The sequence below is a fragment of the Sodalis sp. C49 genome (genome assembly GCF_046352915.1).
Lineage (GTDB): Bacteria > Pseudomonadota > Gammaproteobacteria > Enterobacterales > Enterobacteriaceae > Acerihabitans.
This window is the reverse complement of sequence record NZ_CP163303.1, coordinates 2951710-2968078: the sequence shown is the minus strand read 5'-3', so window position 1 is coordinate 2968078 and position 16369 is coordinate 2951710. Positions and strand designations below refer to the sequence as shown.

At 59.6% G+C, this 16369-nt stretch carries 12 protein-coding genes; 5 read left to right on the top strand and 7 right to left on the bottom strand.

Annotation, left to right across the window (positions count from 1 at the left end):
- Positions 1 to 185 precede the first annotated feature (185 nt).
- On the bottom strand, positions 186 to 1475 hold the full coding sequence (locus ABUK12_RS13410; RefSeq protein ID WP_410012320.1) for a DUF445 domain-containing protein: 1290 nt from the start codon (positions 1473 to 1475) through the stop codon (positions 186 to 188).
- Between the two features lie 541 nt (positions 1476 to 2016).
- Between ABUK12_RS13410 and ABUK12_RS13405 the strand changes: the two genes are divergently transcribed.
- Positions 2017 to 4470 carry a DUF3772 domain-containing protein gene (locus ABUK12_RS13405; RefSeq protein ID WP_410012319.1) on the top strand — a complete coding sequence of 818 codons (2454 nt, stop codon included), beginning with the start codon at positions 2017 to 2019 and terminating at the stop codon, positions 4468 to 4470.
- 72 nt (positions 4471 to 4542) lie between these two features.
- Here ABUK12_RS13405 and ABUK12_RS13400 read toward each other — a convergent pair whose 3' ends face one another.
- On the bottom strand, positions 4543 to 5085 hold the full coding sequence (locus ABUK12_RS13400; RefSeq protein WP_410012318.1) for an N-acetyltransferase family protein: 543 nt from the start codon (positions 5083 to 5085) through the stop codon (positions 4543 to 4545).
- Positions 5086 to 5208: 123 nt separating this feature from the next.
- Entirely contained in the window at positions 5209 to 6543 is a 1335-nt protein-coding gene (locus tag ABUK12_RS13395) for an MFS transporter (protein ID WP_410012317.1), read from the bottom strand.
- Between the two features lie 315 nt (positions 6544 to 6858).
- On the opposite strand from ABUK12_RS13395, the gene ABUK12_RS13390 reads away from it, so the two are divergent.
- The 3 genes from ABUK12_RS13390 (at position 6859) to ABUK12_RS13380 (ending at position 10850) form a co-directional block, all read left to right on the top strand.
- The gene (locus tag ABUK12_RS13390) at positions 6859 to 8511 is read left to right on the top strand and encodes a glucan biosynthesis protein D (protein ID WP_410012316.1); all 1653 of its coding nucleotides are present in this window, start codon (positions 6859 to 6861) and stop codon (positions 8509 to 8511) included.
- Positions 8512 to 8854: 343 nt separating this feature from the next.
- Entirely contained in the window at positions 8855 to 9637 is a 783-nt protein-coding gene (locus ABUK12_RS13385) for an ABC transporter ATP-binding protein (protein WP_410012315.1), read from the top strand.
- 244 nt (positions 9638 to 9881) lie between these two features.
- On the top strand, positions 9882 to 10850 hold the full coding sequence (locus ABUK12_RS13380; protein ID WP_410012314.1) for an MBL fold metallo-hydrolase: 969 nt from the start codon (positions 9882 to 9884) through the stop codon (positions 10848 to 10850).
- Between the two features lie 14 nt (positions 10851 to 10864).
- On the opposite strand, the gene ABUK12_RS13375 is transcribed toward ABUK12_RS13380, so the two are convergent.
- The 4 genes from ABUK12_RS13375 to agp form a co-directional block, all read right to left on the bottom strand.
- A complete protein-coding gene (locus ABUK12_RS13375) occupies positions 10865 to 12127 on the bottom strand; it encodes an MFS transporter (RefSeq protein WP_410012313.1) in 1263 nt (420 codons plus the stop codon).
- Positions 12128 to 12153: 26 nt separating this feature from the next.
- Complete coding sequence (locus tag ABUK12_RS13370; RefSeq protein WP_410012312.1) at positions 12154 to 12621, bottom strand: MarR family winged helix-turn-helix transcriptional regulator; 468 nt, start codon at positions 12619 to 12621, stop codon at positions 12154 to 12156.
- 138 nt (positions 12622 to 12759) lie between these two features.
- A complete protein-coding gene (locus tag ABUK12_RS13365) occupies positions 12760 to 13257 on the bottom strand; it encodes a thiol-disulfide oxidoreductase DCC family protein (RefSeq protein ID WP_410012311.1) in 498 nt (165 codons plus the stop codon).
- A gap of 81 nt (positions 13258 to 13338) precedes the next feature.
- Positions 13339 to 14655, bottom strand: coding sequence for a bifunctional glucose-1-phosphatase/inositol phosphatase (agp, locus tag ABUK12_RS13360; protein WP_410012310.1), 1317 nt, complete (start codon positions 14653 to 14655; stop codon positions 13339 to 13341).
- A gap of 379 nt (positions 14656 to 15034) precedes the next feature.
- Here agp and ABUK12_RS13355 point away from each other — a divergent pair, with 379 nt between their 5' ends.
- A complete protein-coding gene (locus tag ABUK12_RS13355) occupies positions 15035 to 16084 on the top strand; it encodes an aldo/keto reductase (protein WP_410012308.1) in 1050 nt (349 codons plus the stop codon).
- Positions 16085 to 16369: the final 285 nt, after the last annotated feature.

Below are 16369 nucleotides of genomic sequence, written 5' to 3'. Positions count from 1 at the left end.
AGTGATTTATAGGCATCTGTGCAGCTTGCCGACGGGAAAAGTAAGCGGGGCGCCATAATATTATGGCGTGCTATATAAGGCATATTGGAGCATGTTAATTAAGAAAGGACAGTGGATTTTTCGTTAATGTATTTGTGATAAAAAAGCGCTTGCTAACGAACGCAAAAAAATGCCGTTGTTTATTGTTATTGCAACCATAGGCGCAGCATGGCCGGCACAGCCGGTAATTGCGACAGCAGGTACAACACCAGGCCGATAAATCCCCCCACCAGCGTGCCGTTGATGCGAATAAACTGCAGATCCTTGCCGATGTTCAGTTCTATTTGCCGCGACATATCGCGCGCGTCCCAGCTTTTTACCGTATCGCTGATATGTTGGGTCAGGAAGGCCGAGAAGTCGGGCGCCATGCGCAGGGCCGCCTGTTCCAGATGCTGGTTTAACGAAGCGCGCAGGTTGGCATCCTCCGCCAGCGTCCGGCCCATCCAGAGGCCGGCGTCGGTCACCTTGCCATGCAATACCGAGTCCGGCCGATCCAGATCGTCTTTCAGCCAGCCGCGCACATCACCCCACAGGCCGCTGATATAGGTATTCAACACCTCATCGTTTTTCAAGTAATGTTTGATTTCCTCCGCCCGGCGGGCAGTAGCGGGGTCGTGTTTTAGCCGCTCGATCAATTTTTGCGCCAGCCGATCGAACCGCCCGCGCAGCTCATGGCCGCGATCGCGGCCAATTTCATCCAGCCAGGCGTTCACCGCGTTGGCCACCGCCGTGGCGCTGTGTTCGCCAAGCCATTCCGTCGGCAAAACCTTTTCTTTCAGCGGATGCTCACGTTTAAGCCATTGGATAATCTGATCGGCGATAAGCGTGCGGGTGGAAGATTTGTTCAGCAGTTTAACCAGTTGGCGCAGCCCCGCGTCCAGCAAATCCTGATGCCGGCCGTCTTTGGTCAGGCTGTCCAGGATGGCGCCGACGGAAACGGACAGGTCGATTTTATCAATCACAGCGTCCAGGGCGCGGCGGATAAAACCCTGGATGCGCCGGTCATCGGTAAAGTCGAGAAAGCCGCGCATCAGCTGCAGGATTTGGCCGCCCAGACGATCGGCGTTGGCGGGGTCGGTCAGCCAGCCGGCAATGGTCTGCGCCGGATCGTGTTTCCTGATAAGGCCGGCAAGGGACGACGTATTGAGGAATTTTTCCCGGACGAACAGCGCCAGGTTATCGGCAATTTTGTTTTTATTGCGCGGAATAATGGCGGTGTGGGCGGCGATGAACGGAATCGGCACCCGCCTGAACAGCGCTACGACGGCAAACCAATCGGCCATGGCGCCGACCATTGCCGCCTCGGCGACGGCTTTGATTCCATCGCGCCAAAAGCCGGGCGGTATAAACAGCGTCGCGACAAATATGCCCGCGGCCACGGCCAATAACAGCAGAGCCACCCGTTTGATTTTTTTCAGTTCCGTTTGTTTAGTCATAAAGTACTAATATCGGCATCCATCAGGCGGCCGTGGCCTTGGCGCTCTAACGCTCGGGGACAGCCGCCGGTGACTACGCAGAAGAGGCGCACGCCATCGGGCGTGTGAACGACTTCTCGTGCGGTGGTTAACGTTCAGGTTCCTTAAGCGTAGTCGGCATTTCATCCGGCGGTAAACGAATAGGCGGCCGATCCCTTCCTTCGCGCGCCTTGCCGTTAACGCATTCTTATCACCTGCCGGCGCCGGCGTGTTCAAGAGAAGTCTTAACGCGTTTACCCGTGATTTGCCCTACGATACCGTCGGCAACGCCCCCGTTACCGGCAGCCATCGTGCAAGTTTCCTCCGCTGACGGCAACACGCTTGATGGTATTCAGTGTAATATTAGTGGGCAAATAAAATGCCATACAATATTAAACCGTTATCGGCCTAGCGGCGGACGACGGCAGATAATAATCAGTACCGGCAGTTATCTGTGAGCGTCGCATGCACAACAACCGGCGTAGCGGCCACGGCATCGTTGATTTTCGGAATCATTTACTCTATGTATAACTTTTTCTTTCGGACATGTTTGCACCGTTGCGTCCTGATGGTGTTTATCATCGCGGCGGGTTTTTCCCCCATCAATGTTGTCTTTGCCGCCGATCCCGCACCGGCCGGCGCCGCCCCCGCCGCGCCGAAACTGGTGGCCAGCGTGGAATTGCCCAAACTGCAAAAGCAGTTGGACAGCATCAAGCAACGCGTCTCAGCCGCCACCAATGACAATCAGCTGAGCGCGCTGAACGATGAGACGCTGCAATTAGCCGCCGACGCCGACGCGCTGGTGGCCGCCATCCAGCCGGATCGGGCCCAGGTCCAGGCTCAGCTCGATATCCTGGGGCCGCCGCCCGCCGAGGGGGCGATGCCCGAGACCAGCGTGGTCGCCCAGCAACGCAATGCTCTGAATAAAAGCAAAACGCTTATCGACGGACAGCTCGAACATGCCAAGGCCATCAGTACCGGCGCCACCAATTTATCAGTGCAAATCGTCGATATCCGCCGCAATGCGCTGCGCACGCAGATGGCGCTGAACTCGGGCAGCATCCTGTCGGGTAGCTTCTGGTCGCCGTTGTTCAATACCGCGCCGGAAGACAAGCGGCGTCTGGACAATTTCGGAGAACAGTTAAAAGAGGCCTGGCTTGCGGCCTGGGAGCCCGAGTGGCGCTTTGGCTCGGCCGCGCTGCTGATCATGGCGCTGGCCGTCTGGGCGTTGGCCAGTCGGTTATTGGACAAGCTGACGGCGTGGTTCTGTATCAATATCCTGCCGGAAGGGCGCCTGCGGCGCAGTTTCCTGGCCTGCGCCACGGCTCTGGTGACCGTATTCAGCGTCGGGCTGGGGGCGCAGCTGATTTTGCTGCTGTTTCTCCGCCATCCCGATGTCTCGCAGCTGGTGACGGATTTTATCATCGAAATCTTTAAGCTCACCCTGTTTTCGGCGTTGATTGCCGGGCTCGGCCGCGGATTGCTCTCCATCAAGCGCCCCTCGTGGCGGCTGATGGCCATCGCCGATCCGGTGGCCATGGCGATGCGTTCGCTGCCGCCGATGCTGGCGTCGTTTATTCTGGTGTTCGGCGCGGTGGAGCAGATGAATAACCTGGTCGGCACCAGCGTCGCCACCACGATTTTCGGCAACGGCATTTCGGCGCTGCTGGTGGCGCTGACCGCAGGCTACGCGCCGCTGCGCACCAACCGTACCCGGCGCAAGCTTCTGGCCGAAGGCGGGGAGCCGGAAGCGCGCAGGACGCTGGCCGGGCTGATTCACTTGTGCATTACCGTCACCGCCATCGCCATCCTTGTTTCCCTGCTGATCGGCTATATCGCCCTGGCGCGGTTCCTGACATATGAGCTGGTGTGGGTGGGCATTATCCTGTCCTGCCTTTATCTGCTGATCCACCTGGTGGTGGATCTGTCCGATAGCCTGTTTTCCCCTGCCACCCTGGTCGGCCAGCGTATTAAACACTCCCTCGGCCTTGACGACCGCCACCTGGCCCAGGCCTCCACGCTGTTGTCGGCCATCGGTAAAACGGTGCTGATCCTGTTTGCCGCGGTGGCGTTGCTTAACGGCACCTTTGGTTCCACCACCCCGCTGGCGTTGCTGAACAAGGCCATCGATATGTGGGGCGGCAAGGGGCTGGAGAAGCTGAATATCGTCCCGGCGCATGTGATGAACGCGTTGATTTTCCTGGCCATCGGCATCTATGTGCTGCGCTCGGCCAGGCGATGGCTGGATAAGGATTTCCTGCCGCAGACCATGATGGAACCCGGCATGCGCGCTTCGCTGGTGATCCTGTTCAGCAATATCGGGTATGTGCTGATCGCCCTGCTGACGCTGTCGACGCTGGGCATCCAGTGGAACAACCTGGCGTGGATCGTCAGCGCCCTGTCGGTGGGCATCGGTTTCGGCTTGCAGGAAATCGTGAAGAATTTTATTTCCGGCATTATCCTGCTGATTGAGCGCCCGGTAAAAGTAGGCGATTTGATCACCATCAGCGGCGTCGAGGGGGACATCCGGCGTATTAACGTGCGCGCCACCGAAATCCAGCTGGGCGACAGGTCTACCGTTATCGTGCCGAATTCACAGTTCATTTCCCAGAACGTGCGTAACGCCACCATGGGCAACGCCCAGGGCGTGGCGACCATCGCCCTGACGTTCCCGTTGGATATCGACCCGGAGCAGGTGCGTAATCTGTTGCTTGAGACCTACCGCGATCATGAGTCCATCCAGGATACGCCCGCGCCCTCGGTGACCTTCAGCCAGCTTGGCCCCAGCGGTATTACGCTAAGCGTAACCGGGTTCGTCAGCAGTCCGCGTATCGTGGCGGGCACCAAAAGCGATCTGTTGTTTGACATGCTTAAACGCATGCGCGCCGCCGGCATCGTGCTGTCTACGCCGCAGAAAATGATTTTCGAGAATTCGCCGCCGTCGGCGCCGGGCATACTGGACACCACGGCCCAGTAGCCCGTTAAAACCGCGGCGTCGGCAATGACGGGCCTGGCGCCCGGCGGCGGGGGATCCGTTATGGCATGGCCGCTATGCGGCCGGCCCGGGCAAGGTATCCTGTCCTTCACCCAGCGGCCGCTGCATCAGCAGCGTGTCGACCCAGCGGCCATGCTTAAACCCAACGGCGGCCAGGGTGCCGATAAGCCGGAATCCCAGTTTTTCGTGCAGACGAATGGAACCAATATTGCCGCTGTCGCCGATAACCGCCAGCATCTGGCGCCAGCCGCCCCGCTGCGCCCGCTCGATGGCCTCGGCCAGCAGGGCATAACCTATTCCCTGGCCGCCCATTTCCGGATGAATATAGACCGAGTCCTCCACGGTAAAACGGTAGGCATGGCGCGGACGATATAATCCCAGGTAACAGTAGCCGACCACCCGACCGTCGAGCCTTGCCGCCAGCCAGGGCAATCCCTTCGCCAACACGCCGGCGCGCCGCGCCGCCATGTCCGCCAGGCAGGGTGGTTCGGTCTCGAAAGAGGCGATGCCGTGCAGGACATGCCAGGCGTATATCGCCTGGATGGCGGTCATATCCGCGTCGGTGGCGTCGGTGATGCTTAAGGGGGTAATGGACACGTTATCGGCCTGTCAATCAAATACATCAGGCGTTCAGCATAATGCAGAAATTCCGCGCCGGGTAGCCGCTTTCTCTTATCGACGCCATAAGCAAAACAGGGTACCGCCGCATTTTGGCCCCGGCTAGTCATTTTGTCCCACGCCCGCCGGCATGGCCCGTGCACGTCGGAACACCGCGCCGTAGCGACGCATCTTCGGCAACAACAGCGCCGCGATAAGGCCCAGCAGCGCTGCCAGCGACAGCCAGGCCCCCGGCATGGCCTTATCGCCGCTGGCATGGATGAGATAGCTGGAAACCGCCGGCGTAAAACCGCCGAAAATGGCCGTCGCCAGGCTGTAGGCCATGGAGAAACCGGTGGCGCGCACGTCGGCCGGCATGACTTCGGCAAGCGTGACCACCATGGCGGCGTTATAGCTGGCGTAGAGAAAAGACAGCCACAGCTGGGCCATCATCAGCCGGCCGAACGCCGGGGCGACCACCAGCCAGTGCAGCACTGGATAAGCGGTCAGCAACATCAGGGCGCTACAGGCCAGCAACAGCGGCCGCCGGCCGATTTTATCCGACATGGCGCCCATGACCGGCAGCCAGAACAGATTGGAAACGCCGACGCACATCGTGACGATAAAACTTTGCTGCTCGCTGAAATGCAGCACGCTTTTGCCATAGGTGGGCGTAAAGGCGGTGATCATATAAAACGCCACGGTGGTGGTGGTCACCATAAACATGCCCACCAGCACCAGCCGCCAGTTTTCCGCCATTGAGCGCATGATATCGGCGGTATGGGGATGGTGGGGGCGCTGTTTGAATGCATTGGTTTCCTCCAGCATGCGCCGGATCCAGAACAGCACCGGCACAATCAGGCAACCGATAAAAAACGGTACCCGCCAGCCCCAGGCCGCCATGACGGCCTCGCCAAACAGATGATGCAGCGCCACGCCGAGCAGGGCGGCAAAGATAACCGCCACCTGCTGGCTGGCGGATTGCCAACTGACATAAAAGCCCTTCTTGCCCGGCGGGGCGATCTCGGCCAGGTAAACCGATACGCCGCCCAGCTCCACGCCGGCGGAAAACCCTTGCAGCAGGCGTCCCAGCAGCACCAGCGCCGGCGCCGCCACGCCCAGGGTGGCGTAGCCGGGCACGCAGGCGATGGTCAGGGTGCCGAACGCCATCAGCGCCAGGGTAAGCAACAGCCCCTTGCGGCGGCCGTGGCGGTCGATATAGGCCCCAAGCACCAGGGCGCCCAGCGGGCGCATCAGGAACCCGGCGCCGAAGGTCATCAGGGTCATCATTAACGAGGCGAACGGATTATTATTCGGGAAAAACGCCGCGGCGATGGCGCTGGCGTAATAGCCGAAGACCATAAAATCGTACATTTCCAGGAAGTTGCCGCTGGTGACGCGAAAGACGGTCATGATGCCGGCCTGGTGAATCCCGGCGTGGGAGTCAGGTGAAGACATAATTAATAACCCATGCAATCAAAAACATTTTATTAACATTGCCGCCGGGGTTTAAAAAGTGATCCAAGTCTCATTTATCTTCATGGCTACGTTAACCCCAAAGCAGAGAGATATTTTTGCCCAACCCGCGCATCCGCGACGTATTTCCCGTAAACTCATTGGCGCTGTAATTTTTTTCCGTGGAATTTTTTATCCCGCCCGCTGTCGAAAAAGTCGAACCCGGGAGGAGCCGAGTGCCCGAAGCCCGCCGCGACGCCTGTCGGCGCACGGCTCCGCGCGGTCACTATACTGCCAGTCATAGGAACCTTTTCCGGCATGGAACGAAGATCATTTATCAAAGCTTCATTGGCCCTGGCCGCCTATTGCGGCGTGCCCGCCATGGCATCATTATTCGTGCGCTCGGCGCAGGCCGCCGACACCGTCGCCGACGGCAGCGCAACCGCGTTTGATTTTTCCACGCTGAAGACCATGGCCGCCAATCTGGCGGGGCAGGCCTTTGGCGGTCCTCCGGCAGAACTGCCGAAGACCCTGGCCGAACTGACTCCCCAGGCTTATAACGATATCCAGTACGATGCCAACCATTCGCTATGGCATGACGTCCCCGGCCGTCAGCTGGATGTGCATCTGTTTCATGTCGGCATGGGATTCAAGCGCCGGGTGCGGATGTATTCCGTTGATCCGCAGGCCCATCTGGCCAAGGAGATCCATTTTCGGCCCGAGCTGTTTAACTACCATAACGCCGGGGTGGACACCGCTCAGCTCCAGGGGCGCGATAACCTGGGTTTTGCCGGTTTTAAAGTCAATAAGGCGCCGGAGCTGACCCGACGCGACGTGGTTTCCTTCCTTGGCGCCAGCTATTTCCGCGCGGTGGACGATACCTATCAGTACGGCCTGTCGGCGCGCGGGCTGGCCATCGACACCTTTACCGATCAACGGGAAGTATTTCCTGATTTTGTCGCTTTCTGGTTCGATAAACCGCAGCCCGCCGATACCACCTTTACGTTGTACGCGCTGCTCGACAGCCCCAGCGCCACCGGCGCCTATCGTTTTGTCATCCATTGCGAGGCCGAACGGGTGGTAATGGATATCGAGAAACATATCCATGCCCGCACGGCCATCAAGCAGCTCGGCGTGACGCCGATAACCAGTATGTTCAGCTGCGGCACCAACGAACGGCGCACCTGCGATACCATCCATCCGCAAATCCACGATTCCGATCGCCTGGCGATGTGGCGCGGCAACGGCGAATGGATCTGCCGCCCGCTGAATAATCCCCAGCGACTGCAGTTTAACGAGTACCTTGATGAAAATCCCAAGGGGTTCGGCCTGCTGCAGCTCGATCATGATTTTGACAATTACCAGGATGTGATCGGTTGGTATAATAAGCGGCCCAGCCTGTGGGTAGAGCCGGTGGGCGACTGGGGCAAAGGGTCGGTCAACCTGCTGGAGATCCCGACCACCGGCGAAACCCTGGACAATATCGTCTGCTTTTGGCAACCCGCCGAGCCTATCCAGGCCGGGCAAGAGCTCAGCTTCAGCTATCGTCTGTACTGGAGCGGCGAACCGCCGGTCAGCAGTCCCCTGGCGCGGGTTAAGGCCACCCGTACCGGCATGGGCGGATTCCCTGAAGGCTGGGCGCCGGGCGAGCACTATCCCGCCACCTGGGCGCGCCGCTTCGCCATCGATTTTGTCGGCGGCGACATCAAGGCCGCAGCGTCCCAGGGGATAGAACCGGTGATTACCCCCACGCGCGGCAAGATCGATAATATCGAAATCCTGTTTGTCGAACCGATGGACGGGTATCGTATCCTGTTCGACTGGACGCCGGACAGCGATTCGATTGACCCGGTGGAGCTGCGCATGTTCCTGCGCACGCGCGGCAATGTGCTGAGCGAAACCTGGCTGTACCAGTATTTTCCGCCGCCTCCCGACAAGCGTAAGTATGTCGACGACCGCCAGATGAGCTGACGGAACCGCGTTGCTTGCACCGGCAGCGCATAGGGCGGAGCGGGCAGCTCCGCCCTTTTTCAACGTCCGGGCCGTGATGCGCGGCCGGTCAGCGGCATTTGGGCCACGCTGAGCCGCAATGCGTTATGACCGGGCCTCACCGTAGTGCATTCCTCTCATCTCTTGCACCAAAAGCGGAAGTATAGCCGCCGCGTACGTTTGCCATCCCGGAAAAAATCCACGAATAACATGATTAATCATACGGTTACCATGAGTGTTTTTTGTGCTCATTATTGGCCCTGTAATTGCTTGCTCTTGTCTAGACAAGTCCCACCTTCGCGTTATTTTCTGATGGAGCCGCCGTATGCCTTCCCCCATAACCCTGTCGATGATCGGCATTCGCAAATCCTTTGGCGACCAGGAAGTATTAAAAGGCATATCGCTGGATGCGCGCCAGGGCGAGGTGATTTCCCTATTGGGCGCCAGCGGCTCCGGCAAAAGCACTTTTCTGCGCTGCATCAATTTGCTGGAAACGCCGGATGAAGGCACCGTGGCCATTGGCGGCGAGACCATCGTCATGAAGCGACACCGGCGCGGGCATCAGCAGCCCGCCGATCGACGCCAGATTGATAAGATCCGCGCCCGGCTCGGCATGGTGTTCCAGAATTTTAATCTTTGGCCCCATATGACCGCGCTGCAAAATGTGATCGAAGGTCCACAGCATGTGCTGAAACGAACGCGCAAGCTCTGTATCGAACGGGGCGAACAGCTGCTGGCGAAAGTGGGGTTATATGATCGCCGCAATTATTATCCGTCCCAGATGTCCGGCGGCCAGCAGCAGCGGGTCGCCATTGCGCGCGCGCTGGCCATGGATCCGGAAGTGATGTTGTTCGATGAGCCGACTTCCGCGCTCGATCCAGAACTTGTGGGCGAGGTGCTCAAGGTCATGCGGGCGCTGGCGGAGGAGGGCCGCACCATGCTGGTGGTCACTCATGAAATGGGTTTCGCCCGCGGCGTTTCCAATCGAGTGGTGTTTATGCATCAGGGCGCTATCGAGGCGCAGGGCACGCCGGAGGAATTATTTAATCACCACCCGTCCGAACGTTTCCGGCAGTTTATCTCCAGTCATCAACAGCGGGCGCAGTAGCGAAGGCAACACGCGCATGGCGCTTTACCGGGGCGGCCTTCCGGCTATAGTTGCCCGTACACCCGGCAGGCGCGCCGTTGGGCAGCATGGCAAGCCGGTATTCCCTAGGGATGTCGGCCCACGCTAAGCCACGCCGGCATAGGGATAGGGCATTGATTAGTCATGATATTGATGTAAAAGTGAGCGATTGCAGGTAAGGTAGGAAGGCTTCTCACTACCTGAACCCATCGCCGGAGGACTTATCATGATGATTAAAGCCGTTACCCGCGCCGCTCTCCTGCTCTGCGCCGCGGCAATGATGCCGTTTGCCTGGGCTGCCGCCACGCCGCAGATCAAAAGCCAGGCCCCGGGCTACTATCGGATTATGGTCGGCAATGCGGAAGTCACCGCCCTGTATGACGGCAGCTCCACCTTTCCCCTGACCCTGTTTAAAAACGCCACGCCTGAAGAATTGCAACGTTATGTCGCGCAAGTGGACGGCGACGCGCCCAAGGTGGTTAACGGATCGGTTAACAGCTTTCTGATCAATACCGGCGAACACCTGATCCTGATCGACAGCGGCGGCGGCAAACTGCTGGGCCCGGGTTTCGGTCAGGTGATGGCCAATCTGAAGGCATCTGGATACGCACCGGAGCAGGTGGACACTATTTTATTAACCCATATGCATGGCGATCATATCGGCGGGCTGGTGACCGCCGACGGCAGGCCGGCCTATCCGAACGCCACCGTCTGGGCGGCTAAGCCGGAGGTGGACTACTGGCTGTCGGCAAGCCGGGCCGCCAAGGCGCCGCAGGCGCAGCAGGCGGGTTTCCAGCGCGCGCGGGATATCCTGACGCCGCTGAAAGACGCAGGCAAACTGAAAACCTTTACCGCCGGCAAAGACCTGCTCCCCGGCCTGCAGCCCATTGCCTTGCCCGGCCATACGCCGGGACACAGCGGTTTTGTCCTGGAACAAAGCGGGCAGCGTATTTTTTTCTGGGGCGACATCGTGCACTACTCCGCCCTGCAGTTCGCCCATCCGCAGCTGGCGGTGGGGTTTGACGCCGACGGCGCCCAGGCGGTGAAAACCCGTGCCGGCCTGTTAAAACTGATGGCGCATCAGAGAACACTGATTGCCGGCGCCCATATCACCTTTCCCGGCATCGGTTATGTCAGCGAAAACGGGCAACAGGGATACCGTTGGACGCCGGTGGGTTATGGCGAGGTACGCTAAACGCGTTGGCCGGGTTAACGCGGCGCGGCCAGGGGATCGTCGTCGAGGATAAAGCGCAGGCGCCGCTGTTCGACACGCACGCGCAGGTGACGATATTTAACCAAGTAGTACATGCCGACCAGCGCGGCGGCCAGTCCCGCGGCGGCGCCGATGCCCATTGCCCAGCGCGGGCCGAACCTGTCGGCCACCCAGCCCACCGCCGGGGCGCCGATGGGGGTGCCGCCCAGGGCGATGGCCAGGAAAATGGCCATAACGCGCCCGCGCATGGCGGGTTCGGTGGTCAGTTGCATCAGGCTGATTGCCGAGGTGGTTAACGTTTGCGCCGTCACGCCGATAAACACCAGCATGACGCTGAACAGCAGATAATTGGGCATAACGGCGGCAAGCGCCAGGCCGAGACCAAAGATGAGGGTATGGGTGAACAGCAGTGAGATGCCGGTGGTGGCGCGCCGGGCGGCGAGCAGCGCGCCGATAACCGAGCCAAATGCCATCGTCGAGGTTAACAATCCGTACTGGCTGGCGCCGGTATGAAATACGCTGACCGACATGGTGGCGATAAAAATAGGGAAATTCAGCCCGAAGGTACCCATTAAAAAGATCATCAGCAGGATGGTCTTGAGTTCCGGCCGGGCCCAGACATAACGAAATCCCCCGGCGAAGCTTCCCGGCGCGCGCATCGTCCGGTCGCGCGCATACAGTTCACCGTGACGCAGGGCATGCAGCGAGCCCAGCACGGCGATAAAGGAGGCGGCATTGATAAGAAACAGCCAGCCCGATCCCACCACGGCAATCAGTATCCCGGCAAGGGCCGGGCCGACCATGCGCGCCGTGTTGAACGAGGTGGAGTTCAGCGCTACCGCATTCGGCAGGTCGGCTTGCGCCACCAGCTCGGCGACAAATGTCTGGCGCGCCGGCGCGTCGAACGCCGTGGCGCAGCCCAGTAAGAACGCAAATACATAGACGTGCCATAACTGCACCAACCCGGTCACCGTCAGGAGACCCAGTGCCAGAGCCAAGATGCCCATGGACGCCTGGGTGGCGATCAGGAGTTTTCGCCGGTCGACATAATCGGCGGCGAATCCCGTCAGGGGCAGCAGCAGGATCTGCGGGCCAAACTGCAGCGCCATCACCACCCCGACGGCGGTGGCGTTATTATGGGTAAGTTGCGTCAGCACCAGCCAGTCCTGTGCGGTGCGCTGCATCCAGGTACCGATATTGGACACCAGCGCGCCGCCGGCCCATATCCGGTAATTGACATTGCGTAATGAACGGAACATCCCCGTGGCCGTACCGCCTGGGCCGGTCATGGGCGCGGGTCGTCGACAAGGCGTTGAAGCAATGCTACCGCGTTGGCCAGTTCCCGCTGTTCCTGCGGCGAGAATTTGGACCGCACGGCCTGGAACAACCAGTCCTCCCGGGCCGCCCGATTGTCGGCAACCCACTGCCGGCAGGCGTCGGTCAATGAGAGCAAGGTCTGCCGTCCGTCGGCCGGGTCCGCCGTGGCGCCGACCAGTCCGGCCGTTTGCAGGGCGGCCACGGTGGCGCCCATGGATTGCGGGCGCATGCCCTCGCACCGGGCAAGGCCGGTGACGGTCATGGGGCCCTCGCGCTCCAGGCGGATAATAACGGCAGTTTGCGCCGGCGTCAGTCCGCCCGGCCGAGTTTCCTCGCGCAGCCGGCGTTTCAGCTGGCCGATCAGGACACGAAAATCCCTGACCAGGGTCAAGGTACGCGCGGCATCGGCATCGTTGGGTAGCAATTGGGTTTTCATAACGGAATGAATAGCAGATATACAGGTAAACTACAAAGGTATCCTTCATAAATAGTGCGCGCGGATGTTAATGCCGGTAACTTGTTATGACATTACGGCGCCCGGGTTCAGCCATGGCAACGGGTAAAGCGCAACACCTCAGCCCCTGCCGTGATCCAGGTAGCGACGACCCTGGCCGTCATCGGGGGGCGGGGTGCCGGCGGGCAGCTTGCCGAACCAGCGATAGCGATTGCGGGCGACGGCGTTATAGATGCCGTCTTTGATCACCTGCGGGAAAAAACGCAGGATCAGCAGTGCGCGCCATGGCCAGCCAAGCTCGGCCAGGGCGGCGAAAAAGGCCGTCGAGCGGGTCGATACCTCGCCGTTGGCGATATAGGCGATGGTGCTGAAGTTATCGGTGGGCAATCCGGCCCAGCGCAGAAGATCCTGGCCGGCCGGCGATTGCACCGTGGCCAGATGGATTTTTTTGCGCCGGTCGGCGCGGATCAGAAAACGCACCAGCCGCTGGCATAACACGCATTCGCCGTCAAACAGGATCACCCGCTCGCCGGCCAGCAAATGCGGTGGGGGCGTGAGGCGTTGATTGCGGATAACATAGAGCAGCGGCGCGGTTGATTTGCGTCTGGCGTTTTCCATGATGCTTACCCCCTTAAAACCGATCCCGGCGCCGCGCCACCGGGCGGCGCCGGGTGACTGCCTCCCGCCGCGCCTGCGGCGTCAGCCCTGTAAATCCTTGAGTACTGCCTGTTTGAACTGCGCCATCGGGCAGAACCCGCGGGCATCCACCGGACATCCCGCAATATGTAGAGTGACACGTTGCGGCGGCGCGGAAAGCGACAGCGCACGCGTATTGCGAATTTGCCTGGCGGTGGGATACACATATTCGATTTTCATCAGATCACGATTGTGTCGAGCGTCGTGCCAGCGCTGAAATACCACGGCGCCGCTGATGGGGGTGCGTTCAAACTGGCCCGGCAGTTGATAATCGCCGGTGCGCAGCGCCGCCAGGAGCGAGGCGATATTGGAATCATGACCTGCCAGCACCGTCAGCTTCGCCCGCTGCGCGGCCTGTTGATTGGCATCCGCCGCCGGCTGGACATCCAGGGCGCCGGCGATAAAGCCCAGCAGGGGCTTGGCCGCATTGGCGGCAATGGCCGGCGAGCCGAACAGCGTTTCGTGGTACAGGTTTTTAATTGTCTCCAACTGCCGCCATTGCTTATCGGTGGTCACTTTGCCCCAGGCGACATCCTTAAGCGGAAAGCCTTCATAATATTGCAGCATAAACGCATCGGTGGCGCCGGTGGCGGTGCGCAGCGGGCCGTTGATGCCCGGTTCCCTGCCGGTGGTCAGCGTCACCGACGACGGTTGCGCGGCAAGATCACAGGTATGGTCCCGCAGGCAGACCGTGCTTTGCCGATAATCCAATACGGTTTCCAGCAGGCGGTAGTTCGGCTGCAGCCGCTGGTTCAGGCCGTCGATGCCGCCGTCCCCCGCGTGCCGGTTAACCGAATCCAGCGCGTTTTGCTTAAAGCTATCGGTCACCTCGGCGGTGATGATCGGATTAAACGTCGGATCCATGGTGCCGACGGCGGCCTGATGGGTAACGTCAATGCCGCAGGTGGGAAAGGCGCCGGCGATAAATGCTTTTGCGGTATCAATGGTGCGCGGCAGGCTGTTGGCATAGATAAACACCTGCTGGTCCGCGGGGCAACCCTCCCTGGGAAGCAGGCCGGTTTGCGCCAGCCATTGCCGGAAATACCGGCCGACATGTTGTTCCACTTCGCCGCCCTTGGGGGTGAGCAGTCCGCCGTCGGTTTGCCATACCGGCCATTTTTGCGGCGTCGCTTCCGCCAGCGCGTCGCCATAGTTCACCAGCGGCGCGCGGATACCGTGGCGGCTGAGCGCCACCACTTGCTCCAGGGTATAACCCGCGGGGAGCCGGGCGTTGTTTTCGGCTGCCCGCAGGGGGGCGGAAGACATGGCACATTGCAGCGCCAGCAGGCCAAGGGCATAACCGGGGAGTGTTCTTTTCATTGATATTTTCCTAAAAAAACCGATGCCAATTATATGCAGGTAAATATATTCTATTGAATATAAAGTATTTTCAGAATAGTCATTAATAAGGAAAATAGAGGGATCGACGTCACACTGCCGGCACCGCCCCTGACAAAAACACAAAAAGTTACTTAAACCGCCATGCTTACCGGCGTGATCCGGTATAAATTAATCTGGTCTATACTCAGGATCGGCAAAGCGTAGGCGCGCTACCACCGGCCCCGCGTTCTGTTATCCATCCCCTCTCTGTTCCCTCCCTGCCGTGCCTGCCGCTGATGCGCGTCGCATTTGTTTAATTTAAACACGGATGTCCATGTTGCGGCGGGCCACGGCGGGGAGATTTTTTTTCGGAGGAATTATGCGTTACAGCACATTCGGCAATACCGGTTTATTTGTTTCCGAGCTCTGCCTGGGCACCATGACCTTTGGCGGCGAGGGCGGCATGTGGGGACAGATCGGCAACCTGCAGCAGGCGGACGCCGAACGGCTTATCGGCCGCTCCCTGGACGCCGGCATCAATTTTATCGATACCGCCAACGTCTATTCGGAAGGCCGGTCGGAAACCATTACCGGCCAGGCCCTGAAAAACCTGAAGGTGGCGCGGGAAGACGTGGTGGTGGCCACCAAGGTCTTCGGCGCCAGCGGCACCCAGGGCGTGAATTCCTCGGGACTGTCGCGCTTTCATATTATGGAGGGCGTGAAGGCCAGCCTGAAGCGCCTGCAGCTTGATCATATCGATCTCTACCAGGTGCACGGCTTCGACCCTGCCACGCCAATCGAGGAAACGCTGTATGCCCTGGATAATCTGGTGCAGCACGGGCATGTGCGTTATATCGGCGTCTCCAACTGGAGCGCGTGGCAGATCATGAAGGCGCTGGGCATCTCCGCGCGCCTGGGATTGGCGAGGTTTGAATCGCTGCAGGCCTACTACACTATCGCCGGCCGGGACCTGGAACGGGAACTGGTGCCGTTGCTGCAAAGCGAGAAGGTCGGCCTGCTGACCTGGAGCCCCTTGGCCGGCGGCTTGCTAAGCGGCAAATACGACCGCCATACCGCCGGGGTGGAAGGCAGCCGCCGCACCACCTTTGATTTTCCGCCGGTTGATAAGGAACGCGCGTATGACTGTATTGACGTCATGCGCGAAATCGGCGATGCCAAAGGGGTGTCGGTGGCGCAGATCGCCCTGGCCTGGCTGCTGCATCAGCCGGTGGTGACCAGCGTTATCATCGGGGCGAAAAAAATCGAGCAGTTGGAAGACAATATCGCCGCCACCGCCATCACCCTGTCGCCGGATGAACTGGCCCGGCTGGATAAGGTCAGCGCCCTGCCGGCGGAATATCCCGGCTGGATGCTGGAGCGCCAGGGCGAAAATCGCCGCAAGCGCCTAAACGAGGCGAATAAAGCCTAGCGCCTCCCGCCGGGTGCAATATTTGCAGGCATCGGCGCGCGGCATATATCAATGCGCCGCGCCGATGCCAGTAAAAGGCGAATGACGGCGTGACGCGTCTTAGGGAAGTATTTTATTAATTACTTATCTTCACACTACTTTCATTAAAACAAATATAATATTTTTATTTATGGGCTCTGATAATGAAATCACTTAATTTACAGTGTCCCGCTAGGTAATATTGAGGTTCCCCCCTGTTATAATCAATATCCCAAGGTTCTTTAATGTCCGCTGCCGGAGTTAATT

Bases quoted from the DNA above. Each gene is read 5' to 3' on its own strand.
- ABUK12_RS13380 (WP_410012314.1), top strand. From the start codon at position 9,882: ATGATGATTAAAGCCGTTACCCGCGCCGCTCTCCTGCTCTGCGCCGCG.
- ABUK12_RS13390 (WP_410012316.1), top strand. From the start codon at position 6,859: ATGGAACGAAGATCATTTATCAAAGCTTCATTGGCCCTGGCCGCCTAT.
- ABUK12_RS13410 (WP_410012320.1), bottom strand. From the start codon at position 1,475: ATGACTAAACAAACGGAACTGAAAAAAATCAAACGGGTGGCTCTGCTG.
- ABUK12_RS13355 (WP_410012308.1), top strand. From the start codon at position 15,035: ATGCGTTACAGCACATTCGGCAATACCGGTTTATTTGTTTCCGAGCTC.
- ABUK12_RS13375 (WP_410012313.1), bottom strand. From the start codon at position 12,127: ATGTTCCGTTCATTACGCAATGTCAATTACCGGATATGGGCCGGCGGC.
- ABUK12_RS13365 (WP_410012311.1), bottom strand. From the start codon at position 13,257: ATGGAAAACGCCAGACGCAAATCAACCGCGCCGCTGCTCTATGTTATC.
- ABUK12_RS13395 (WP_410012317.1), bottom strand. From the start codon at position 6,543: ATGTCTTCACCTGACTCCCACGCCGGGATTCACCAGGCCGGCATCATG.
- ABUK12_RS13385 (WP_410012315.1), top strand. From the start codon at position 8,855: ATGCCTTCCCCCATAACCCTGTCGATGATCGGCATTCGCAAATCCTTT.
- ABUK12_RS13370 (WP_410012312.1), bottom strand. From the start codon at position 12,621: ATGAAAACCCAATTGCTACCCAACGATGCCGATGCCGCGCGTACCTTG.
- agp (WP_410012310.1), bottom strand. From the start codon at position 14,655: ATGAAAAGAACACTCCCCGGTTATGCCCTTGGCCTGCTGGCGCTGCAA.
- ABUK12_RS13405 (WP_410012319.1), top strand. From the start codon at position 2,017: ATGTATAACTTTTTCTTTCGGACATGTTTGCACCGTTGCGTCCTGATG.